This window comes from Halomonas faecis (assembly GCF_010993975.1).
Lineage (GTDB): Bacteria > Pseudomonadota > Gammaproteobacteria > Pseudomonadales > Halomonadaceae > Halomonas > Halomonas faecis.
The window spans coordinates 49,475-71,807 of the sequence record NZ_JAACZO010000004.1; the positions used below are offsets into that span (position 1 = coordinate 49,475).

General features: G+C 66.9%; 18 protein-coding genes. 9 read left to right on the plus strand and 9 right to left on the minus strand.

Annotation, left to right across the window (positions count from 1 at the left end; genetic code table 11):
• Positions 1-15: 15 nt before the first annotated feature.
• Together GFD32_RS02655 and GFD32_RS02660 are read right to left on the minus strand one after the other, a co-directional pair.
• On the minus strand, positions 16-3,318 hold the full coding sequence (locus tag GFD32_RS02655; protein WP_163575021.1) for an AAA family ATPase: 3,303 nt from the start codon (positions 3,316-3,318) through the stop codon (positions 16-18).
• The gene (locus GFD32_RS02660) at positions 3,315-4,565 is read right to left on the minus strand and encodes an exonuclease SbcCD subunit D C-terminal domain-containing protein (RefSeq protein ID WP_163575022.1); all 1,251 of its coding nucleotides are present in this window, start codon (positions 4,563-4,565) and stop codon (positions 3,315-3,317) included. Before GFD32_RS02660 ends, GFD32_RS02655 begins: the two co-directional genes overlap by 4 nt.
• 75 nt (positions 4,566-4,640) lie before the next feature.
• On the opposite strand from GFD32_RS02660, the gene nfi reads away from it, so the two are divergent.
• Positions 4,641-5,324: a deoxyribonuclease V gene (gene nfi, locus GFD32_RS02665; protein ID WP_240455524.1), complete on the plus strand. Its 684-nt coding sequence runs from the start codon at positions 4,641-4,643 to the stop codon at positions 5,322-5,324.
• 4 nt (positions 5,325-5,328) lie between these two features.
• Here the strand turns inward: nfi and GFD32_RS02670 are convergent, their stop codons facing one another.
• Positions 5,329-6,216 carry an aldo/keto reductase gene (locus tag GFD32_RS02670; RefSeq protein WP_163575024.1) on the minus strand — a complete coding sequence of 296 codons (888 nt, stop codon included), beginning with the start codon at positions 6,214-6,216 and terminating at the stop codon, positions 5,329-5,331.
• A gap of 151 nt (positions 6,217-6,367) precedes the next feature.
• Here GFD32_RS02670 and GFD32_RS02675 point away from each other — a divergent pair, with 151 nt between their 5' ends.
• Positions 6,368-6,799 (plus strand): OsmC family protein, encoded by a 432-nt coding sequence (locus GFD32_RS02675; protein WP_163575025.1) that lies wholly within the window; start codon positions 6,368-6,370, stop codon positions 6,797-6,799.
• 39 nt (positions 6,800-6,838) lie between these two features.
• On the opposite strand, the gene GFD32_RS02680 is transcribed toward GFD32_RS02675, so the two are convergent.
• Together GFD32_RS02680 and GFD32_RS02685 are read right to left on the minus strand one after the other, a co-directional pair.
• Positions 6,839-7,525, minus strand: coding sequence for a gamma-glutamyl-gamma-aminobutyrate hydrolase family protein (locus GFD32_RS02680; protein ID WP_163575026.1), 687 nt, complete (start codon positions 7,523-7,525; stop codon positions 6,839-6,841).
• Positions 7,522-8,538 carry an amidoligase family protein gene (locus tag GFD32_RS02685; protein ID WP_163575027.1) on the minus strand — a complete coding sequence of 339 codons (1,017 nt, stop codon included), beginning with the start codon at positions 8,536-8,538 and terminating at the stop codon, positions 7,522-7,524. The genes GFD32_RS02680 and GFD32_RS02685 overlap by 4 nt, the downstream gene beginning before the upstream one ends.
• Before the next feature lie 109 nt (positions 8,539-8,647).
• Between GFD32_RS02685 and GFD32_RS02690 the strand changes: the two genes are divergently transcribed.
• The 3 genes from GFD32_RS02690 to GFD32_RS02700 all read left to right on the plus strand — a co-directional run bounded on the left by GFD32_RS02690 (position 8,648) and on the right by GFD32_RS02700 (position 12,274).
• On the plus strand, positions 8,648-10,999 hold the full coding sequence (locus GFD32_RS02690; protein WP_240455525.1) for a mechanosensitive ion channel family protein: 2,352 nt from the start codon (positions 8,648-8,650) through the stop codon (positions 10,997-10,999).
• Positions 11,000-11,061: 62 nt separating this feature from the next.
• Complete coding sequence (locus GFD32_RS02695; RefSeq protein ID WP_163575028.1) at positions 11,062-11,430, plus strand: glutaredoxin family protein; 369 nt, start codon at positions 11,062-11,064, stop codon at positions 11,428-11,430.
• Between the two features lie 148 nt (positions 11,431-11,578).
• Positions 11,579-12,274 (plus strand): CBS domain-containing protein, encoded by a 696-nt coding sequence (locus GFD32_RS02700; protein WP_163575029.1) that lies wholly within the window; start codon positions 11,579-11,581, stop codon positions 12,272-12,274.
• Positions 12,275-12,348: 74 nt separating this feature from the next.
• Here GFD32_RS02700 and GFD32_RS02705 read toward each other — a convergent pair whose 3' ends face one another.
• Positions 12,349-13,473, minus strand: a complete 1,125-nt coding sequence (locus GFD32_RS02705) for an aminotransferase class V-fold PLP-dependent enzyme (RefSeq protein WP_163575030.1) — start codon at positions 13,471-13,473, stop codon at positions 12,349-12,351.
• Positions 13,474-13,590: 117 nt separating this feature from the next.
• Positions 13,591-14,193, minus strand: coding sequence for a class I SAM-dependent methyltransferase (locus tag GFD32_RS02710; protein ID WP_163575031.1), 603 nt, complete (start codon positions 14,191-14,193; stop codon positions 13,591-13,593).
• 248 nt (positions 14,194-14,441) lie between these two features.
• Here GFD32_RS02710 and GFD32_RS02715 point away from each other — a divergent pair, with 248 nt between their 5' ends.
• The 4 genes from GFD32_RS02715 (at position 14,442) to GFD32_RS02730 (ending at position 18,892) form a co-directional block, all read left to right on the plus strand.
• Positions 14,442-15,560: an ABC transporter ATP-binding protein gene (locus tag GFD32_RS02715; protein WP_163575032.1), complete on the plus strand. Its 1,119-nt coding sequence runs from the start codon at positions 14,442-14,444 to the stop codon at positions 15,558-15,560.
• A 98-nt stretch (positions 15,561-15,658) separates the two neighbouring features.
• Positions 15,659-16,732, plus strand: coding sequence for an ABC transporter substrate-binding protein (locus tag GFD32_RS02720; RefSeq protein ID WP_240455526.1), 1,074 nt, complete (start codon positions 15,659-15,661; stop codon positions 16,730-16,732).
• Positions 16,733-16,813: 81 nt separating this feature from the next.
• Positions 16,814-18,064 carry an ABC transporter permease gene (locus GFD32_RS02725; RefSeq protein WP_163575033.1) on the plus strand — a complete coding sequence of 417 codons (1,251 nt, stop codon included), beginning with the start codon at positions 16,814-16,816 and terminating at the stop codon, positions 18,062-18,064.
• 3 nt (positions 18,065-18,067) lie between these two features.
• On the plus strand, positions 18,068-18,892 hold the full coding sequence (locus tag GFD32_RS02730; RefSeq protein ID WP_163575034.1) for an ABC transporter permease: 825 nt from the start codon (positions 18,068-18,070) through the stop codon (positions 18,890-18,892).
• 46 nt (positions 18,893-18,938) lie between these two features.
• Here GFD32_RS02730 and pta read toward each other — a convergent pair whose 3' ends face one another.
• Together pta and GFD32_RS02740 are read right to left on the minus strand one after the other, a co-directional pair.
• Complete coding sequence (gene pta / locus GFD32_RS02735) at positions 18,939-21,122, minus strand: phosphate acetyltransferase (RefSeq protein ID WP_163575035.1); 2,184 nt, start codon at positions 21,120-21,122, stop codon at positions 18,939-18,941.
• Positions 21,119-22,294, minus strand: a complete 1,176-nt coding sequence (locus tag GFD32_RS02740) for an acetate/propionate family kinase (protein ID WP_163575036.1) — start codon at positions 22,292-22,294, stop codon at positions 21,119-21,121. Before GFD32_RS02740 ends, pta begins: the two co-directional genes overlap by 4 nt.
• Between the last annotated feature and the right edge of the window lie 39 nt (positions 22,295-22,333).

Here is a 22,333-nt window from a genome sequence, read left to right on the forward strand (position 1 = left end):
GTGCCTCCGGAACGGTCATGCGTTGACCAGCCTCGCCCGGCTCGTGCCGCTGCCCAGCGGTTCCACCTGGATCTGCACCGGGATGCGTTCGTGCATTTCCTGAACGTGGGAGATCACCCCCACGCGGCGGCCCAGTGCCTGCAGGCCGTCGAGGGCTTCCATGGCCAGCGCCAGCGATTGCGGGTCGAGGCTGCCGAAACCCTCGTCGATGAATAGCGACTCGATCGTCAACTCGCCGGAAGCCATGGAGGCCAGCCCCAGGGCCAGAGCCAGCGCGACCAGGAAGGTCTCGCCGCCGGAGAGGGAGTGCACCGAACGGCGTTCGTCGCCCATGTCGTGATCCACCACCAGCAAGCCGAGTTCGCTGCCGCCGCGCACCAGGCGGTAGCGGCGGCTCAGCCCGGCCAGATGGAGGTTGGCGTGTTCGAGCAGCTGTTCCAGGTTGTAGGCTTGGGCGATGCGGCGGAAGGCCTTGCCGTCGGCTGAACCGATCAGCTCGCTGATCTGGCCCCAGCGTCGATATTCTGCCTGGGCCGCTGCCAGCGCTTCCTGAGTTTCCCGATGGCGGGCGCGCTTGCGGTCATCGTCGCGCAGGGCATGAGCCGCGTCGTCGCGCTGCCGTTGGGCCTCGTCGAGCCGCGGGGCGAGCGCTTGCCGTTCCTCGGCCAGGGCTTCCCGGTGGCGGCGGATGACCGTGTCCTTCGCTTCCGCGAGCAGCGCGTCGTCGTCTTCGCCCTCGGCCCATTGCTGGTCGCGCCGGTGGGCAATCAGTGCGCGTCGCCGTTCGGCAAGCGTGGCGGCCGCGTGTTGGCGAGCCCGCTCGGCTTCATCGAGTCGCCGTTCGTCGCGATGAGCCTCGCTGTCGGTCTGGGCGAGCAGCCGCGCTAGGGTGGCATCGTCGAGGTCGGGGTGGGCGTGGCGCCATTCGGCGAGCTCGCGGTCCAGGGTATTCTGCTCCTCGTGTAGCCTGGCGAGACGTTCAGCCTCGTGTTGCGTCTGTTGGGCGAGGCGTTGGTGCGCTTGCTGGGCGGCGGTACGGCGTGCCAGGGCTTCGTCCCGTACCTGGCGGGCGTGCTCCCGGCCGGCGTCGAGGCGCCGTTGCCAGGCATCCGGCGTGGCGTGCTCGCCGAGCAGGGCAGCCAGGCGACCCGCGAGCGCATCGCGCTGTTGCCGTAGGGGCGGGAGGTGCTCGCCGAGATCGGTCAGCTCTTGGGAGAGCGCTTCGTGGCGGGCTTCGAGCCGAGCCAGCGAGATGCGCCCTTCCTGCAGTGCCTGTTCCAGCGGGGCCAATTCGGCCTCGGCTCGTGCCAGTGCGTCCAGCGTTTGCCGCTGCTGCTGGCATGAGGTCTCGCTGGCATCGCGTTCGGCCCGCAGCCAGGCGTCGCGCTCGGTTTCGGCGATGCTGTCCAGCTCGGTGTGCAGCGCGTGCGCTTCCAGCGCTTGATTGGCCGCGTTAAGACGCCGTTCGGCCTCGGCCAGATCGCGCTGGCATTGTTCGATGGTGGGCTCGAGCGCGCGGTACTCGCCCACCAGTTGGTCTCGTACCTCCTGGGCTTGGTCGCGTACCTCCCGCGCTTCATTGAGCTGGCGCGCCTCCTCGGCCTGCTGGGCAGCGAGCTGCGCTGCTTCGGGGGTGGCCGGCGGTCGATGGCGCCAGGGGTGATCGAGGCCGCCGCACACCGGACAGGGCTCGCCCTCCTGCAGGTCCTCGCGCAGCCTTTCCACACTCTCGCTGCGCACGGCACGGCTACGTTCGATCAAGACATGAACGCTATCGAAGTGGGCCTGGGCGCTGTCCAGGCGCTGGCGGGCGAGCTGGCCTTCGGTCAGCAGCTTGGCCAGGCGGGCCTGGTCCCGTTCGAGCCGTTCGGCCAGCCGATCTTTCTCTGCCTCGGCGCGGCGCCGCTCCTGCCAGCGGCTGGTCAGCTCATCCAGTGCTAACCGGCGCTGGGCGGCACGGTCGTAGGACTGCTGGGCGGCCTGGCGGGCAGCGTCGAGCCGTGAGTGAGTGCCCACCAGTCGCGCGAGTTTCGCCTGGCAGTCCTCCCGCTGGCGTTGGCGGGCTTGCTGAGCTTCGTCGGCCTGGCGGCGCTCTTCGGCGAGAGTCTCGGCCTGACGCTTCGCCTCGGCATGGCGCACTTCCAGGTCGGTGAGCCGCTTCTCCTGAGTGGCGAGCTGCTGAGCCTGCTCACGGGCCTCGCTCAGGCTGGGCTCCGCTCGTCGGCGTGCTGCGGTGGCCTCGACCCGTGCGCGTTCGGTTTGTTCGAGGGCCTGCCGGGCAGCGCTCTCGTCGGCACTGGCGGCCTTAAGATCGCGCTGCGTTTGGGCGTGCGTCGCTTCCAGGGTGGCGAGTTCCTCCGGCAGCGCGGCCTGGCGGGAGAGGGCATGACGTTGTGGGGCGATCAGACGGCGCCATTCGCGGTCGCGGCGCAGATGATCGAGCGCCTGCCATTGTCGCTCCGCTGTCTGCTGCTGGCTGAGGCTCTGGCGATAGGCATCGCGCAGGCGGGTATCGTCATCGTGCCAACGTTGACGGACCTTGAGCGAGTCGGCCTGCGCTTGCCAGTGAGTGAGTGCTTGCTGGGTGACCTCGGCGGCCCGCTCCAGTTCGGCGCGGGCCTCGGGCTCGGCGGGCAGGTCGTCGGCCAGCTTGGCCGTCAGGGTATCGACCCGCTGCCTGGCTCGGGAGGCACGGCGGTAGGCGGCCATGGAGATCGCCGAGTATTCGGCGGTCCCGGTCAGGCGTTCGAGCAGGTCGCTGCGCTCGTTGTCGTCGGCCTGGAGGAAGGCGGCGAACTCGCTCTGGGCGAGCAGCACGGCGCGGGTGAACTGGTCGAAGGTGAGTCCCAGGCGCTCCGGCAGCAGGCGGTCGAATTCACGCTTCTGGGTGGTGAGCAGGCGCTCGTCTTCCAGGTCGGTGAGCGATTGCTCCGCGCCCTGGAGCCTGCCGTCGACCTTGTGACGGGCGCGGCGTACCGCCCAGCGGGCGCGGTAGCGGCGACCGTCGCGGCCCAGGAAGTCCACCTCGGCGTGGCCGCTGGCGGTGCCGCGACGCAGTAGGGTGCGCGGGTCGGCGGTATTCACCGTTTCGCCCGCCACGTCGGGCAGCGGCGCTTCACGGCCCGGGGCCTGGCGCAGGCGCGGCGTGCTGCCGTAGAGCGCCAGACACAGGGCATCGAGCAGGGTGCTCTTGCCGGCTCCGGTGGGGCCGGTAATGGCGAACAGGCCTGCATTGCATAGCGGTGGGGCGGTGAAGTCCAGCTCCAATGGGCCGGGCAGGGAGGCGAGGTTGGCCAGGCGCAGGGCGAGGATCTTCATCCGTGCAACTCCTCGTCGTCGTCCAGCACGTCCTGCAGCAGTCGGTCGAAGTCGGCGAGCACCGTTTCATCCGGCGGCTCGCCCCAGCGGGCCTGCCAGGTGCGCTCGAAGAGGCGGCGCGGGCCGAGGGCCTCGAGGTCGACCCGAGCCGGGGTGGCATCGCCTCCCCCCGTAGGCAGGCGGCGTTCCAGCCGCAGCAGGCGTACGGCCTTGCCTTCGAGGGCGGCTTCGACCCTGGTCCGCAGGTCGGGGATCGGCGCATCGAGCTCGACGCGTACCTCCAGCCAGGGCCAACGTTCTCTTTCCAACCCAGGGTCGTCCTCCAGAGCCTCGAGCTCGGCCAGTATCAGGTCGAGCGGGCCCGGGCCGACGCGGTGCATAGCCACCGGGCGCGGCACGGGTAGCGTATCGATATCGGCCATGCCTTCGCCTTCCAGCCGGACCTCGACCACCTGATGGGGGTAGTTCGTCTCGCTGAAGTCCAGCGGCAGGGGGCTGCCGCTGTAGCGGATGCGCGACTCGCCGACCTGTTGGGCGCGATGCAGGTGGCCCAGCGCTACGTAGGCGATGTCGGCGGGAAAGAGGGCGGCGGAGATCGACTCTTCGCCGCCGATCACGATGGGACGTTCGCTGGCCTCCGAGACGGCGGCGCCGTGCAGGTGAGCATGGCTCATGGCCACCAGCGCCTGGCCCGGCTGGCGGCGCTGGCGGGCCGCGGCGATCAGCTGCTGGTGGACGCGGGTGATGCCGGCCACGTAGTCGTTCGGCGCCTCGCCGGGCTGGCCGGTGCGGCCGGTGACCTCGGCGGGGCGCAGGAAGGGCAGCGCCAGGCACCAGGCGTGGGTCTCGCCCGCCTCGTCGGTGAGCGGCACCAGCAGGCGTTCGGCGTCCAGGGTGCCGTCGTCGAGCCAGCTCACTCGGCCCAGGGCGTGGGTACGCAGGCGGCGCATCAGCGGGGCGGGCAGCTCGATGCGGTTGCCGCTGTCGTGGTTGCCGGCGATCAGCACGATGTCGAGTGAGGGCAGGCGTTCGTGGGCAGTGACGATGAAGTCGTACAGCAGCTCCTGGGCGGCCAGCGAGGGGTTGACCACGTCGAAGAGGTCGCCGGCCACCAGCAGAGCATCGGCGCGGCGCGCTTCCAGGGTATCGAGCAGCCAGGCGAGGAAGACGCGATGCTCGGCATGGCGCTCCTGGCCGTGGAAGCTCTGACCGAGGTGCCAGTCGGCGGTGTGGATCAGTGTGAGCATGGCCCCTCCGGTGTTCCATCACTCGGCAAAAGCCGTAGTCTAACCCGAGGAACGCCGACGATTCAGGGAGCCTTCATGACGACCAGCCCCTTGCACGACTGGAACCTGACCCCGGCCGAGGCCATCGCCCTGCAGCGACGACTGGCCGGTCGCGTGGAGCGGGAGGACCGCCTCGCCGAGGTGCGCCATGTCGCCGGGGTGGACATCGGCTTCGAGGAGGCGGGCGCGATCACCCGCGCGGCGGTGGTGGTGCTGGGCTTGCCGCGAGGAGATGGCGGCGAATGGGGGCTCGTCGAACAGGCGGTGCATCGCGAACCGACGCGCATGCCCTATGTTCCGGGGCTGCTGTCGTTTCGCGAGGTGCCGGCGGCGCTCTCGGCTTTTGCCAAGCTCGCCACCCGGCCGCAGCTCGTCATGGTCGATGGCCAGGGCATCGCCCATCCGCGGCGCCTCGGCGTCGCCAGCCATTTGGGGCTGTGGCTCGACTTGCCGACCATCGGCGTGGCCAAGTCGCGGCTGTGCGGTACCCACACCGAGCCGGGCCCGGAACGCGGTGACTGGGTGCCGTTGCGTGACGGCGACGAGGTCATCGGCGCGGTGCTGCGCTCGCGTGCCCGGGTGAAGCCGGTCTTCGTCTCTCCCGGTCACCGGATCTCGTTGCCCTCAGCACTCGACTGGGTGATCCGCTGCCTGGGCCGCACCAAGCTGCCGGAGCCGACACGACTGGCCGACCGGCTGGCATCCCGTCGGGGGCAATGACCTTCTATACGATATCCAGCGCCACCTTGTGCCTCGGTGCCGGCAAGGCGGCGTCGAGGCGGGCGTAGGCGTCATCGTCGAGTTTCACGTGCAGCGCGACGGCATTCTGCTCCACGTGCTCGGGACGAGCCGCCTTGGGAATGGCGATCACGTCTCGGCGGCCGTCGATGGGGCGGATCGCCCAAGCGAGCAGTACCTGGGCGGGAGTCACCCCGAGCCGTGCGGCGATCCCCATCACCTCGGGGTGGCCGAGCAGGTCGTCGCGCAGGCCGCCGGCCTGGGCCAGGGGGCAGTAGGCCATGGCGGGCATGCCATGCTCGCGCTGCCAGGGCAGCAACGAGTGCTCGATGCCCCGCGAGCCGAGGTGGTAAAGCACCTGGTTGACCGCGCAGTCTTCGCCGCCGGGTAGGGCATGCAAGGCCGCCAGTTCGTCGACGTCGAAATTGGAGACGCCGAAGCGGCGGATCTTGCCCGCATCGCGGAGGCGCTCGAAGGCTTCGAGGGTTTCCTCCAGTGGCACGCTGCCCGGCCAGTGCAGCAGGTAGAGGTCGAGACGGTCGGTCTTCAGCCGCGCGAGGCTGCGCTCGCAGGCAGCGATGGCCGAGTCGCGCCCGGCATTCCAGGGATAGACCTTGGAAACCAGGAAGGCTTCGTCGCGTCGGCCGGCAAGGGCGTCTCCCACCACTGCTTCGGCACCGCCGTCGGCGTACATCTCGGCGGTATCGATCAGGGTGAGCCCGAGGTCGAGGCCCTGCTGCAGGGCACGGACTTCGTCACGGCGAGGCGTGAGCCCTTCGCCCATGTGCCAGGTGCCCTGGCCGATGGCGGGAAGCTCGACGGCCGGTTCGTAGGCAGTGGCGGCAAGGGTGACACGAGCGGTGGCAGGCGACATGAGTGGCGGACCTTCGGCAGTGGCAATGGGGTCCATCCATTGTGGTGGGGCAGGAGCGTGTCGGCAATGCACCCTTGTCACCGGAGCCTGTCATCTCCATGGTCTATGGTGTAGTGGCAATGCCTCATCCCTGACAACACAAGGAGTCGACATGAGCATCAACAAGACAGGCAGTGCGATCTGGCAAGGCGGCCTCAAGGATGGCAAGGGTCAAGTATCCACCCAGAGCGGGGTGCTCAAGGACATCCCCTACACCTTCGCCAAGCGCTTCGAAGGCGAGGCCGGTTCCAACCCCGAGGAGCTGATCGGTGCGGCCCATGCCAGCTGTTACTCCATGGCGCTGTCGATGGTGCTGGGCGAGGCGGGGCTGACCCCAGAGCGCATCGGTACCCAGGCGACGGTTTCGCTGGAGCAGGATTCCGAGGGCTTCAGTATCACCAAAGTGCATCTGGAAACCCGAGCCAGCATTCCCGGCGCCGACGAGGCGGCCTTTCAGGATGCCGCCAACAAGGCCAAGGCAGGCTGCCCGGTTTCCAAGCTGTTCAATGCCGAGATCACCCTGGATGCCAAGCTCGAGGCGTGACGTTCGAAGGTTGCGCATTCGTTTCCATGACGGCCCCGCTCAGGGGCCGTTTTGCGTCGAGCCGGCGCGACGGGCGGCATCCACCAGGGCGCGAATCAGGCGCTGCTGAGGGCGATTGAAGATCAGCCACTCCGGGTGCCACTGCACGCCGATCAGGAAGTCGTGCTCGCGCGACTCGATGCCCTGCACCAGGCCGTCGCGGTCGCGGGCGACGATCTCGATGCCGTGGCCGGTTCGTTGTACCGCCTGGTGATGCAGGCTGTTGATGCGGCACCAGGTGACCTCGAGGACATGGTGCAACTGGCTGTCGGCGACGATGTCCACCGTCTTGCGTGGCAACACGGTGCGTCGGCGCTTGAGCCCCTCATGGGTGGTGTAGATGTCGGGGTCGAGGGTGCCACCGAGGTGGACATTGAGCAGTTGGGCGCCGCGGCAGATGCCGAGTACCGGGGTGTCGCGGGGGATGAACGCCTCCATCAGCTCCAGTTCCAGCTCGTCGCGTTCGGGGTCGACGCGGACGTCGAGCTGCACCTCGCCGCCATAGAGGTGCGCCTGGATGTCGTCGCCGCCGCCGATGATCAGGCCGTCGAGGTAGGTGGGGCGCGGGCGTGCCGGGGAGAGGCGTAGCGGACGGCCGCCGTGGCGCCACACGGCGAACCAGTCGAACCACCACGCGATGCGGCTCTTGTGATCCGAGGTGGTGATGCCGATCAGCGGTCGCGTCATGAGGCCATCCGGCGACGCAGCCAGTCACTGAGCCACTTGAAGGCGCGTACCAGCGGCGATTGGGTGTGATAGCTGACGTAGCGGGCGGCACGCTCGCGCAACGCTGCCTGGTCGGCGGCCAGGCGCTCCACGATCACCCAGCGATTCCACTCCGTGACCGCGCCCCAGCCGCGCTGGGAGAGCTGGGCGTTGGGTAGCCGGTAATGGAAGGTGGGGCGGGCCTTGACCAGCTTGTCGGAAAACAGCTCGTGGGGGTAGTCCGGGCGCAGGTAGGCGAGCAGCGGATAGAGATCCAGCTCGCGGTTGCGGGTGGGGTTGAACTCGACGTAGTCGGCGATGAAGTCGTCCAGGCTCGGAGCATAGTCCGGATCGAGCACCTTTAGGGCGTAATCCTTGGGAAAGGGGTTGGCGTGGGGCAGCACCTCGCGGGTGATGTCGATGTCGATCTCCTCGCGCAGCCACTCGGCCAGCAGCAGGTAGGCACGCAGCCGGTCGACGATGTGCGCCACGTCGAGGCTGGCCACTTCGGGGTTGAGGTGCAGACCGAAGCCGTAGAGCAAGCTGGCATCGGTACCCTTGGCGCCGCGGGCGAACAACGCGGTGAACAGGGCATCCAGGCCGTCCAGCTCATCCCAGGGCACCGGCGGGCAGACGATTTCCGTCGGCACCAGGCCGGTGACCACGTCACCGATCAGCTCGCGGGTCTTGCTGTGGAAGTCCACTCGCATCTGATGGCGCTGACGTTCCCACTCGGTGTCCCGCTTGGGGGCGTCGTGGAGCACTTTCTCGTCGGGATGTGCGTACTGGGTGTCGAGCTCGACGAGAAAGTCGCCCCAGCGAGTCTCCTCGACGCGCAGTCGGTGGGGACTGATCTCGTGGATCGTGCCGCCAAAGCAGCCGCGAACCAGTTCGGCAGTTTCCCACGGAGGAAGCCCGGCGAACTCGATCTCCACCCCCACGCTGCGATTCTTTCCCTCGAAGTTACGGGCTTCGGGTGGTGATTCCGGTGACATGCGGGCATCCTGTTCCACAACTGACGGTCACCGCCAGCCTATCGGGCCGGGAGTGACGAATCCAGCGTAACGCTTGTGTCGCCATACGTAAGGAAAGGACGTAGAGCCCATGTCCGGGGATCGCTTGCATGCCATGTTCGCCTGGCGGCGCCTGGTCGCCAGCCGATTGTTCCTGTGGTTGCTGTTGGGAGGGCTGGCGCTGGGTCTGGCCAGCCCGCTGCTGGCGCAGTCGCTGCCCTTGCAGGCGCTGGGCCAGGCCGGTTCGTCACAGGAGGACTACGACCCCGAGGCTTTTCAGCGCTCGCTGGATGAGGTGATTGCCACCCTCGAAGATGGCGAGCGGCGCGATCAGCTGCTGGCCAATCTGCGCGAGTTGCGCGAAGTGCATGCGCAGCAGGCCGAGGGCACGTCCATTGCGTCACCGCAGGGGCTACTGGGCGCTCTGGCCGAAACGCTGAACGATCTGGGGGAACAGGCCGAAGCCGGCGAATCGCCGGTAGACGACTGGCGCCGCCAGCTGCAACAGGGGTGGGAGGACTTGCGCGATCTGGTGCTGGGTATCGGACCCACCGAGCTGATGCGCCTGGCCATCGAAAGCCTGATCCTGCTGGGCATCTGGGCTGGCCTGCTGGTGATCCTCATCGCGCTGGGACGCATGCTGGCACGGCGTCGTCGCTGGCCGCTCGACCTGCCCCGGGAGCCGCGCGGCTGGCTGCTGGCGGTGCACTTCCTGCGTCGTATGCTGCCCTGGGCACTGGCGTTTCTGCTGGTGCTGGGGCTGGCGCAACTGCTGCCGGAGAGCGCCGGTCGCTCGCTGGCGCTGGTGGTGGCCTACGTGTCGCTGTGCGGCCGGGCTTTGTCGGTGGTGGTGGAGTGCGTGGTCTCGGTGTTCACCCGTGGCCATCGCTTCACGGCAGTGCGGATCGTGCAACTGCACGGTCTGCGTCGCCTGTTCGTGATCGGCGCTTTCATCGCGCTGGGCGACGCGCTCAACTCGGCGCGACTGTCCACGGTGATCGGTACCGAGCTGGCCGGACTCGGCTCGGTGCTGGCCAACATGCTGGCGGCTCTGCTTTCCATGCGCTTCATCCTGATGTTCAAGCGTCCCATCGAGCACTTGATCCGCAACCGGCCCTACGGGCAGCGCCGTGACAGTGGCAGCAAGGCTGAAGTGATCCGCGTGCTGGGTGGGCTGTGGCACGTGCCGGCACTGCTGCTGGTGGGCGGCTCGCTGTTGGCCATCTTCGTGACCGTGGGAGACGTGGGCACGGCGTTGGCGCGGTCGGTGATTTCTGCATCGCTGCTGGTCCTTACCCTGGTGGTGAGCGGTCTGATCCGCCGCCATGGTGAGCGGCGCATACGACGTCGACGGCTCAGCGACTATCGCAAGCGCCTCGAACGCTTCGGTTATGCGCTCTCGCATGCGGTGACCTGGGTAGCCTTCGTCGAGTTATCGCTGCAGGTGTGGGGCGGCTCGCTGTTCGGCGTAGGCCAGCAGGCGGTGGCCAGTGCGCGGATCGGCCAGGCACTGCTGGCCATCGGTTTCACGGTGCTGCTGGCGTGGCTGGCGTGGATCTTCGCCGACACGGCGATCCAGCGGGCGCTGATCTCATCGGCGCGCTCCCGCGGCCGGCGGGTCAACCAGGCTCGCGCCCAGACCATCACGCCGATGATTCGCAACGTCATCTTCGCCACCATCGTGATCATCGCCACCATCGTCGGCTTGGCGAACCTGGGCGTGAACGTCACGCCGCTGCTCGCCGGTGCCGGCGTCATCGGTCTGGCGCTGGGCTTCGGCGCCCAGACCCTGGTGCAGGATCTGATCACCGGGATCTTCATCCTCATCGAGGATTCGCTGGCGGTGGACGATTTCGTGCGGATCAATGGCCACATCGGCACGGTGGAGGGGTTGACGCTGCGTACCGTGCGGTTGCGCGATCTGGATGCCGTCGTGCACATCATTACCTTCAGCCGCATCGAGTCGATCCACAACATGTCGCGCCAGTTCGGCATCGCGCTGATGAAGATCCGCATTCCCTACGAGATGAAGATCGACGATGCCATCACCCTGATGCAGGAAACCGCCCAGGCGCTGCGCCAGGATCCGATGATGCGCCACTACATCTGGTCGCCGCTGGAAATGCAGGGCATTCATGCCTTCGAGGACGGTTGCCCGATCCTGCGCATGCGCTTTCGCACCGCGCCGGAGATGCAGTGGGACGTGGCGCGCGCCTTCAACCTGCTGCTCAAGCAGCGCATGGAGGAACAGGGCGTCGACCTGGGCGTGCCCCGTCTGAGCGTGGCCATGGAGGGACATGGCGGTGGCCGGCTGGACGGCACCGCCGAATGGGGCGACTCCCAGGGCGACCGAGATGCCGCCGGTCGCCAGCGCGGCGAAGCGGGCGTTGCCGATCCGCAGGGTGACGTTAGTGCGCGCGGTGCTTCGCCCGACCCAGGTTAGGCCTTGGCCGAGCCGAATGTCGGGTGCCACTGTCGAAGCAAAGGCCAGAAAGGGAGGTAGCCATGACGTCTCCGCTCAAGCTCCTGTTGGCGCCGGTCGAGTGGGTAGTCCGCAAGTTGGGCACGACCCAGGAGGTGACCCGCGACCCCGACGTTCAGGCGCGCGTCGACAGCGAGTGCCGTGCGCTGGCCTTCTATCAGTCGCGCAATTCGCCGGAAAGCATCCAGGTGCGCCGCGAAATCACCCGACTGGGGCTCGACATCGCGGTATGCGACGTGCAGATCGACCCCGAGCATCGCCGTGCGCTGCAGGCGGCGACGGGCCGGGTGGAGGTGCCCTGCCTGCGTATCGTCAATGCTGGCGGCGAGGACGACTGGCTGTTCGGCGTTGCGGCGATTCGCGACTATCTCAGACGACGCTTCGCACCCTGATTTGTCTTGCATCAAGACGTAACGAGCAGCGGCTTGCTAGGGTGAAAGGGCGTAACGATTTGTGAGCTCGCGGCGGGCGGTCTAGAGTCAGAGCATCGACCCGTGCGTCTCGAACCCCTGATCCCTGCTCATCGTTGGAGAACCTCCCATGCAAGCTGTCGATGTCATGACCCCCAATGTCATCACCGTTGAACCCGATACCGATGTCCGCGAGATAGCGCGGCTTCTCCTGGAGAACCACATCAGTGCCGTCCCCGTAGTCAACGAGGAACGGGCCGTGCTGGGAATCGTCAGCGAAGGGGATCTGATGCGGCGTGTCGAGAACGGCACCGAGCGGCGCAAGTCGTGGTGGCTGAAGTCGCTGTTCCATGGGGCCGGCGATGCCGGCGACTACGTCAAGTCGCATGGTCGCAAGGCCAGCGAAATCATGACCCGCGATCTCATCACCATCACCGAGGATACGCCGCTCAACCGCGTTGCGCGTCTGCTCGAGAAGCACCACATCAAGCGCGTGCCCGTGGTGCGCGATGGCCGACTGGTGGGTATCGTCAGCCGCGCCAACCTGCTGCGCGGCTTCTCGGCCACGGCCCCGGATGCCGATACCCCGGTTACCGCCGACGACCGTGAGATTCGCGATGCCATCCTCAAGGAGGTCGACAAGAACACCAGCGTGTGGGTCGATCGCATCAACGTCATCGTCGCGGATGGCGCCGTGCAGTTGTGGGGCCTGGTGGAAAGTCAGGAGGAGAGGATGGCCGTACAGGTGGCGGCAGAGAATACGCCCGGCGTCAAGAAGATCGAGAACAACCTGGGGCTGGTGCCCAAAGGGGTAGGCGGTTACTGAACGCGCCGTTGGATACGCTTTAACGCAGCGGGGCGGCCTCGGGGCCGCCCCGTTGTGTCGTCAGGGACGTGCCGTCAGGCGATCCGTTCGAGGGCTGCGGCGAAGTTGGCCACGCTGCGTTCGCGCTGGTGCAACTTGTCGAGGCCGAACAGCCCAATGCGGAAGGCCTGGTAGTCGTCGCCTTCGCCGCACATCAGCGGCACGCCGCCGGCGACCTGCACGCCCGCTGCGGCGAACTTGCCGACGATGCCGGCATCGCGGGTATAGCACACCACCACGCCGGGGGCTTCGAATCCCGGCGCCGCCACGCTCCGGTAGCCGTGGTCGGCCAGCAGGGCGCGGATGCTCTCGCCGAGTGCCAGCTGCTCGTCGCGCACCTCGTCGAAGCCGTAGTCGGCCGTTTCGGCCATGATGTCGCGCAGTCGTGCCAGCGCATCGGTGGGCATCGTGGCGTGGTAGGCATGGCCGCCGGCTTCGTAGGTTTCCATGATGCTGAGCCACTTCTTGAGGTCGCAGGCGAAGCTCGAGCTGGTGGTACCTTCGATGGCCTCGCGGGCATGCGCCGAGAGCATCACCATGCCGCAGCACGGTTGGCCGCTCCAGCCCTTCTGCGGAGCGCTCACCAGCACGTCGATACCCAGCTCGGCCATGTCGACCCACAGCGTGCCGGAGGCGATGCCGTCGAGCACGAACAGCCCACCCACGTCGTGCACCGCGGTGGCCACGCGCTTCAGGTAGTCGTCGGGCAGCAGAATGCCGGCCGAGGTCTCGACGTGGGGGGCGAACACCACCTCGGGGCGCTCGTTGCGAATGGCGGCTTCGACCTCCTCGATAGGCGCCGGTGCGAAAGGCGACTGCGGATCGTCCCCATCCAGACGACGCGCCTTGAGCACTGTCACAGCGGCGGGGATGTCGCCCATGTCGAGAATCTGGCTCCAGCGGTAGCTGAACTGGCCGTTGCGGATCACCAGGCAGCGCTTGTCGGTGGCGAACTGGCGGGCCACGGCCTCCATGCCGAAGGTGCCGCTGCCGGGCACGATCACTGCGCTGTGGGCACCGTAGACCCGCTTGAGGGTGGTGGCGATATCGCGCATCACGCCCTGGAAGCGTTGGGACATGTGGTTGAGCGAGCGGTCGGTGTAGACCACCGAATATTCGAGCAGTCCGTCAGGGTCCACGTTGGGAAGCAAGGCGGCCATGTCAATCTCCGTGTCGATAGCTAGACGTTCGTCGCGTCGAATCGCAGAGGATAGGCCGAATCGCCGCCACGGGCCAGTGGCGAGGGCGGCGAGAGCCTGCAGCGACATGGGCAGGGATCAGCGGTGGCAGTAGTAGAGCCGGGCCGGCAGGATGTTCCAGGGTTCGAAATCGCTCTCGACCTGGCTGAAGACGCGCTGCAGATCGCTGCGTACCCGTGAGGAGAACTGGTAGATCAACAGGCTGCCTTGGGGGGCGAGGGCGGCCTGGGTATCGGTGAGGATGCGTTCGCGTACCGCCGACGGCATGGTGCTGAAGGGAATGCCGGCCAGCACGTGGTCGGCCGCGGGCAGGCCGAGGCGCTCCAGCTCGGCCTGCACGGTCTCGGCGGAGCCCGCGACGACCTGCAGACGCGGGTCGGGCAGTGCCCGTTCGAGGAAGTCGACGAAATCGGCGTTGGTCTCCAGCACCACTAGCGTGGCTTCGGGGTGCATGCGCCTGAGGATCTCGCGGGTGATGGTGCCCACGCCGGGGCCGTACTCGACGATGACCCGGGCGCGCTCCCAGTCCACCCGTGAGAGCAGCCGCCGCACCAGAAACGATGAGCTGGGAATGATCGACCCCAGCATTCGCGGATGTTTGAAGAAGTTGCGCGCGAATAGCGATAGCTGGGAGCGTTCGGGCGATCGTGCCGGGGCGGCGGGGCGGTCGGGCACCGTCATGGGCTGTCTCCTGCTAATTGTCCGAAACCTGTTCCCACTCTAGCAGGCTGCTGCGTTTGACGCCGATCAACCTTGGGGTCGGTCGAGCGTCCGTAACGTGGCGTCAGCGTTGAAATGCGTCGAAAGGAGGATGTGGAATATACTTGACGGCGATGCCGTCGCTGCTTAGCGTGGAACGTAGAAATTTTGCGTGATCGTCTTTAATTGTTGACGTCACCGCGCCCCCTTACCACGCCGCGGGTGAACTCATGCCGAACAATGCCAATGACCACAGCTCCGATGCCTCGATGCCGCTGATCCACTTTGCCGCGGTGCAGAAGACCTACGACGGCGAAACCCTGGTGGTAAAGGATCTCAACCTGGCGATCGAGCCGGGCGAATTCGTCACCCTTCTCGGCCCTTCCGGCTCCGGCAAGACCACCTGCCTGATGATGCTGGCGGGTTTCGAGAATCCAACCGGTGGTGACATCTTCCTGCGCGATCAGCGTCTCAACAATGTGCCGCCCCACAAGCGCAACTTCGGCATGGTGTTTCAGAACTATGCGCTGTTTCCCCACATGACGGTGGAGGAGAACATCCGCTACCCGCTGAAGACGCGCCGTCTGCCCGCCGCCGAGGCCGATCGCAAGGTGTCGGAGATACTGGACAAGATACAGTTGCGCGACTTCGCCAAGCGTCGCCCCGCGCAGCTCTCCGGCGGCCAGCAGCAGCGCGTGGCGCTGGCCCGCTCGCTGGTCTTCGAGCCGCAGCTGGTGCTGATGGACGAACCCCTGGGGGCGCTGGACAAGCAGCTGCGCGAACAGATGCAGTTGGAGATCAAGCATCTCCACGAACAGCTGGGCTTGACCGTGGTCTTCGTGACCCACGATCAGAGCGAGGCGCTGACCATGTCGGATCGCGTGGCCGTGTTCAACGACGGTGTGATCCAGCAGATCGACACCCCTAGCAACCTCTACGAATATCCCGCCAACGCTTTCGTCGCTCAGTTCATCGGCGAGAACAACACCCTGGCCGGGCGCATCGAGTCGGTGGAGGGCGAACGCTGCCGCGCGTCCTTCGGCGAAGGCGCGGCTACCGGCGCCGTACTCGGTCCGGCTCTGGCGGTGGGCGATGCCACCCATCTGTCGATCCGCCCCGAACGGGTCAAGCTCAACGGCGCGGCGCGGGACCTGCCCAACCGCCTCTCGGCGCGGGTGCACGAGTTCATCTACTTGGGCGACCACCTGCGCGTGCGCTGCGCCCTGCCCGGCAACGACGACTTCGTGGCACGGGTGCCCGTGGATACGTTCGACAGTCATTTGCAACCGGGCGATAGCGTCGAGCTCGGCTGGCGCGACGAAGACGTGCGCGCCCTGGATGCGCCTTGAGCCGGCTTGCCGGCCGGGGCCTGCCTGCCCATTCGGGCAGGGCAATCGCTGGACCCTCAACAACAATGGAAAGGTCGCTTGCGACCGGGAGAGTTAAGATGAAGCAGGACATGAACCATCCTTCCCAGCCCATGACGCGCCTGGCTCGTGGCGTGGCCCTGGGCGGTTTGTTCACCGCCGGCCTGGTCATGTCGACCGGGGCCCAGGCGCTGACCGTGATCTCCTTCGGCGGTGCCTCCGGTAATGCCATGGAGAAGGCCTACTACGGTCCCTTCGAGGAGAGTACCGATATCGATCTCACCCCGGGCGATTACAATGGTGAGCTGTCGCGCATCCGCTCCATGGTCGAGACCGGCAACGTCAGCTGGGATCTGGTCGAGATGGAATCGCCGGAACTGGTGCGGGGTTGCTTCGAGGGATTGTTCGAGCCCATCGACTGGGAGCGCCTGGGTCTGGGCGACGTGCTCATCGACTCTGCCTACAATCAGTGCGGGGTAGGCACCTTCGTGTGGTCCACGGTGCTGGCCTACAACGCCGATGAGCTCGAAACCGCGCCGACCTCCTGGGAAGACTTCTGGAACGTCGAAGACTTCCCCGGCAAGCGTGGGTTGCGTCGCGGTGCCAAGTACACCCTCGAGTTCGCGCTGCAGGCCGACGGTGTGCCGGCCAATGAAGTGTACGAACTGCTGGCGACCGACGAGGGCGTCGATCGCGCCTTTGCCAAGCTCGACGAAATCAAGGAACACATTCAGTGGTGGGAGGCCGGTGCGCAGCCGCCCCAGTGGCTGGTGGCCGGTGACGTGGTGATGACCTCCTCCTACAACGGTCGCATCGCCGCTGCCCAGGAAGAGGGTAACCCCCTGGATATCGTCTGGGACGGCAGCGTTTACGATCTCGACTACTGGGCCATCGTCGCCGGCAGCGACTACGTCGATGAGGCTTACCGGTTCATCGAGTTCGCCAGCCAGCCCGAGAATCAGGCGGTGTACTCCAGCGAGATCCCCTACGGTCCGGTGCACCCCGATGCCATCGAGGAGCTCGACGACGAGCAGGCACGCCGCATGCCCACCCACGTGGACAACCTCGACGGCGCTCTGGCCATGGATACGGCCTTTTGGGTCAGCTACGGCGAAGAGCTGGAGCAGCGTTTCAACGCCTGGGCGGCGCAGTAACCGAGTGCCGGGTGGCGTCGACCTGGCGCCACCCGGCCACTGCGTGTCTACCCGACTCGACTCTTACCGCCGGGGGAACTCATGACCACCACCACTCTCGATGGCGGCGCCGTTGCGCCGACCAAGGGCAATCTCAAGTCGCGGCTGCGACGTGCCGAACGGCTGCGCAAGCTCAAGGCGATTGGCCTGGTGGCGCCGCTGGCGCTGTTCCTGGTCGTGGTCTTCGTGGTGCCCATCGGCAACATGCTGTTGAACAGCGTCGACAACGGCAGTCTGCGCCATGTCATGCCGCGGACTGCCGCGTCGATCGAGCAATGGGATGGGCAGGGGCTGCCCAGCGAGGCGACCTTTGCCGCCTTTGCCGACGAGCTGCGCGACTCGCGCAGCGGCGGGGGGCTGGGCAGCGTGGGGCGCCGCCTCAACTATGAGGATTCCGGCTACCGTGGTCTGCTGATGCGCACCCTGATGGCGTTGCCACCGGCAAGCGACGACTGGCGGGAAACCCTCATCGACATCGATCCGGCCTGGGGCGAAGCGGCAACCTGGCAAGGCATCAAGGCTGCCGCGCCGCCGCGCACCGATCGTTACCTGCTCGCCTCGCTCGATCTCGAGCGGGAGGCGAATGGCGAGATACAGCGCGTCGACCAGCAGGATCGCCTCTACCAAGCCGTCTTCCAGCGCACGATGGTGATCGCCGGTGGGGTGATGCTGATCTGTCTGGCACTGGGTTTTCCCCTCGCCTACCTACTGGCCACGCTGCCGGCGAAGACCAGCAACCTGCTGATGATTTTCGTGCTGCTGCCGTTCTGGACGTCGCTGTTGGTGCGCACTGCGGCCTGGATCATCCTGCTGCAGTCCAACGGTCTGGCCAACCAGACGCTCATCACGTTGGGGCTGGTCGATACCCCATTGCAACTGGTCTTCAACCGCACCGGGGTGTTCTTCGCCATGGTGCACATCCTGTTGCCTTTCATGGTGCTGCCGCTCTACAGCGTGATGAAGGGCATTTCGCCGAGCTATCAGCGTGCCGCGGTATCGCTCGGCGCGCATCCGTTCGCCGCCTTCTGGCAGGTCTACGTGCCGCAGACCGTCTCTGGCGTGGCGGCGGGCACCATCCTGGTGTTCATCATGGCGCTGGGGTATTACATCACTCCCGCGCTGGTGGGCGGCCCGGCAGACCAGATGGTCAGCTACTACGTGGCCTACTACACCAACACTACCAACAACTGGGGCATGGCGGCGGCACTAGGCAGCATTTTGCTGGCGGTGACGCTGCTGCTCTACCTGGTTTACCACCGTCTGGTGAACCGCAAGCAGATGATCGGGAGCTGACCCATGGCCTTGCCACCCTATGCATCGCCGATCGAGCGGATCTGGTTCTGGGTATTCCGCGGCTTCTGCGGCCTGGTCCTGCTGTTCCTGATTACGCCGGTACTGGTGATCATTCCGCTGTCGTTCAGCAGCGGCTCGTTTCTGACCTACCCGCTGCCGGGGCTGTCGCTGCGCTGGTACCAGGAGATCTTCAGTGCCGGCCCCTGGCTCGAGTCACTGAAGAACAGCCTGATCGTGGCGCCGCTGGCGACGCTGCTGGCCATGGCCTTCGGCACGCTGGCGGCAGTGGGGCTCAATCGCGCCGACTTTCCCGGCAAGGGAGTGATCCTGGCACTGCTGATTTCGCCCATGGTGGTGCCGCTGGTGATCGTCGCCGTGGGCATGTACTTCTTCTTCGCTCAGGTGGGGCTGCTCAACTCCTACAGCGGGTTGGTGCTGGCCCATACGGTGCTGGGCGTGCCTTTCGTGGTGATCACCGTCAACGCCACCCTGCAGGGCTTCGACTTCAACCAGATGCGCGCCGGGGCCAGTCTGGGGGCGAGCCCCATGCGTGTCTTCTTCACCGTGGTGCTGCCGCAGATCGTGCCCGGGGTGGTCTCGGGCGGACTGTTCGCGTTCGCCACCTCCTTCGATGAGGTGGTGGTGGCGCTGTTCATCGCCAGCCCCACCGAGCGTACCCTGCCGATCCAGATGTTCTCCGGCATTCGCGAGAACATCAGCCCGGCCATCGCCGCCATGGCCACCATCCTCATTCTGCTCTCCACGCTGCTGCTGGTGACCATGGAACTGCTGCGCCGGCGCAACGAGCGCCTCAAGGGCGAGGGCTGAGCACTCGGTAGGAGGCCCCCGTCCGGGCCCGCCGACGAAGAGGAAGTTAGGCGCCGTCGCCCTGCGCCGCCTGGATGGCGGTCAGCGCGATGGTGTAGACGATGTCGTCGACCAGCGCACCCCGCGAGAGATCGTTCACCGGCTTGTTGAGACCCTGCAGCATGGGCCCCACGCTGACCACCCGGGCGCTTCTCTGCACCGCCTTGTAGGTGGTGTTGCCAGTATTCAGATCGGGAAAGACGAACACAGTGGCGCGGCCGGCCACCGACGAGTCCGGCGCCTTCTGGCGGCCCACGCTCTCGATGGCCGCGGCATCGTACTGCAGCGGACCGTCGATGAGCAGGTGTGGCGCCTGCGCGCGGGCTAGCTGCGTGGCCTGGCGTACCTTCTCCACGTCGGCGCCGCTGCCCGACTCGCCGGTGGAATAGCTGATCATCGCCACTCGTGGTTCGATGCCGAAGGCCTGGGCGGAGCGGGCGCTCTGCAGGGCGATCTCGGCCAGCGTGTCGGCGTCCGGGTCGGGGTTGACCGCGCAGTCGCCGTAGACCACCACCTGCTCGGGCAGGAGCATGAAGAAGATCGACGACACCTGGCGGTAGCCAGGGGCGGTCTTGATCAGCTGAAAGGCCGGGCGCACGGTGTTGGCGGTGGTGTGAACGGCGCCGGAAACCAGGCCATCCACCTCGTTCAGTGCCAGCATCATGGTACCGAGCACCACATTGTCCTGCAGCTGCGCCTCGGCGGTGAGCTCGTTCACCTTGCCGCGCCGGCGCTCCACCATGGGCACGATGTAGCGATCGCGGATGCCGTCCGGATCGATGATCTCCAGGTCCTCGGGCAGTTCGATGCCACGGTTGCGGGCCACCTCCTCGACCTCGTCGCGCTTGGCGAGCAGCACGCAGCGGGCAATGCCGCGACGCTGGCAGATGGAAGCGGCCTCCACGGTGCGCGGTTCGCTGCCCTCGGGAAGGATGATGCGCTTGTCGGCAGCTTGCGCCAGCTTGACCAGCTGGTGGCGAAAGGCGGAAGGGGAGAGGCGGTCGGGATAGCCGCGGCTGAGGTTCTCCTCGAGCCACTCCAGGTCGATGTGCCCGGCCACGAAGCGCGTCACCTGCTCGGCACGCTCCAGGTCGTCCATGGGAATGTCGTTGCCCATGGCGCCGAGATTCTTGGCGGTGGTGAAGCTGTCGGTGTCGACGGCCAGCACCGGCATGCCGCTCTTCAGCGCCGGACGGCACATCTCCACCATGTTGTCGTTGGGGATGTAGCCGTTGGTGAGCAGCACGCCGGCCATGGGCACCCCGTTCATGGTGGCCAGTGCCGTGGCGAGCACGATGTCGTCGCGGTCGCCGGAGGCGACGATCAGGCTGCCCGGGCGGAAGACGTGCAGCGCATTGGCGGCGCTGCGGGCGCACAGGCTCGTCGAGAGTACCCGACGGCTAGCCGCTTCGCCTTCGCTGAGAAAGCGCGCATTCAGCGCGCGAGCCACATCGAGTACCCGTGGTGCGGTGAGGGTGGCGTTGTAGGGAACCACACCGATCAAGTGGAAGCGATCGGTGGCCAGGGTCGGCGAGTAGCGGCGCAGGGCGGCGAGCAGCGCCTCGTCGTGCAGCGGCCCGGGCGAGCCGGGGGCCAGTGCTGCCGTCGTTTCGGCACCGGGCAGGTTGCGCATGCGCATCAGGATGCAGCCCAGGGTGCGGCTCGACCTCAGGCCGCCGAAGCTCTGGGCGTGCATGTCGAGTTGTTCGGCCAGCGCCTGGGGATCGTCGCAGTCGCCGCTACCCACCAGGACGATCCGCGCGTTGAGCGCATGGGCGAGCTGGGCGTTGAGAGCCGTGGCGTAGGTGCCATGGGTAGTGGGTGCCAGCCCTTCGACGACGAGGACGTCCGGGGCGCTACCTGCGTGGCGCTCGATGGCCTGGTCGTAGAGCTCGATCACCTGCTCCATCAGCACGTCCTGGCGGTCGTGGCGCAGCAGACGTTCCATGTCGGCCTGGGCCATGGGCTGCGGTGGACGTAGTCCCAGGGTGCTTGTCACCAGGGCGGTGGAGCGATCAGCGCCCGAGCCGTTGAGCTCATCCTGGCGAAACGGCTTGAGAAACCCGGCCTTGAGGCCGATGGTGTCGAGCGCCTGGATCAGGCCCAGGCTCGCCGAGGTGAGGCCCACGCCCACGCTGGTGGGCACCATCAGCAGAACCTGGGGGTGCGGCGTCGCTTCGCGGGGTGTCATGCGCAGGCTTCCTCGATCAACTGGCGGGTTTCCAGGGCGATGCGGCCCTCTTCGTCGGTGGGAATCACCCATAGCTGGGGGCCCGCCGCGTCGATGCGCGCTTCGTGGCCGCGCACCGTGGCCTCATTGGCATCGTCATCCAGGGCGATGCCGAAATGCGGCAGGGCGGCGACGATGCGCCGGCGCACGGCCGGCGCGTTCTCGCCGATGCCGCCGGTGAAGACGATGCCGTCGAGGCGCGGCAGGGCGCAGGAAAGCGCCGCCAGCGACTTGGCCACCCGATAGCAGAAGACCTCGATGGCCAGTCGAGCCCCGGCGTGCCCCTCCGCGGCCGCTTGCTCCAGCTCGCGCATGTCGTTGGAGAGACCCGATAGCCCGAGCAGGCCGCTGTCGCGGTTGAGCACTCGGTCGATGTCATCCAGCGACCAGCCCAGCTGACGCGCCAGGTGGGCGTGCAGCCCTGGATCGACGTCGCCGCTGCGCGTGCCCATCACCAGCCCCTCGAGTGGCGTCAGGCCCATGCTGGTATCCAGACTCGCGCCCTGCCATACCGCACAGGTCGAGCAGCCATTGCCCAGGTGTGCGGTCAGCCAACCGCCCTGGATGCCGGACAGGGCGTCGGCACGCCTGCTGACGTGCGCGTGGCTGGTGCCGTGGAAGCCGTAGCGACGAATGCCATGGTCGCGGTAGAGCGCCTCCGGCAGGGCGTAGCGGTAGGCGCGCGGCGGCAGACTCTGGTGGAAGGCGGTATCGAAGACGGCCACCTGGGGCAGATCGGGGAACAGGGTTCGGGTGGCTCTGACGCCTTCGAGATTGGCCGGGTTGTGAAGCGGAGCGAGCGCTGCCGTGGCCTCGATGGCCCCCACCACGTCATCGTCGATCAGCACGGCGCGGGTGAAGCGTTCACCACCGTGGACGATGCGATGGCCCACGGCTCCGGGATGCTGACCCTCCAGGCAGTGGAGGATCGTCTCCAGGGCGGTAGCGTGATCGGCACCGGACAGCGAGCGGGTGAAGGTATCACCGCGGCCGTCCGAACCTTTCAGGGTGGCTTCCGCGCTGCCCAGGCGTTCGGCGAGACCGAACTGGCGCGGGGATTCGGCGGAAGCGGGGATGAGGGCGTACTTGATCGAGGAGGAACCGCAGTTGATGACCAGTACCGGGGCGTTCATCGAGACTCCCAGAAACGAAATTTTAGACCTTAGTCTACC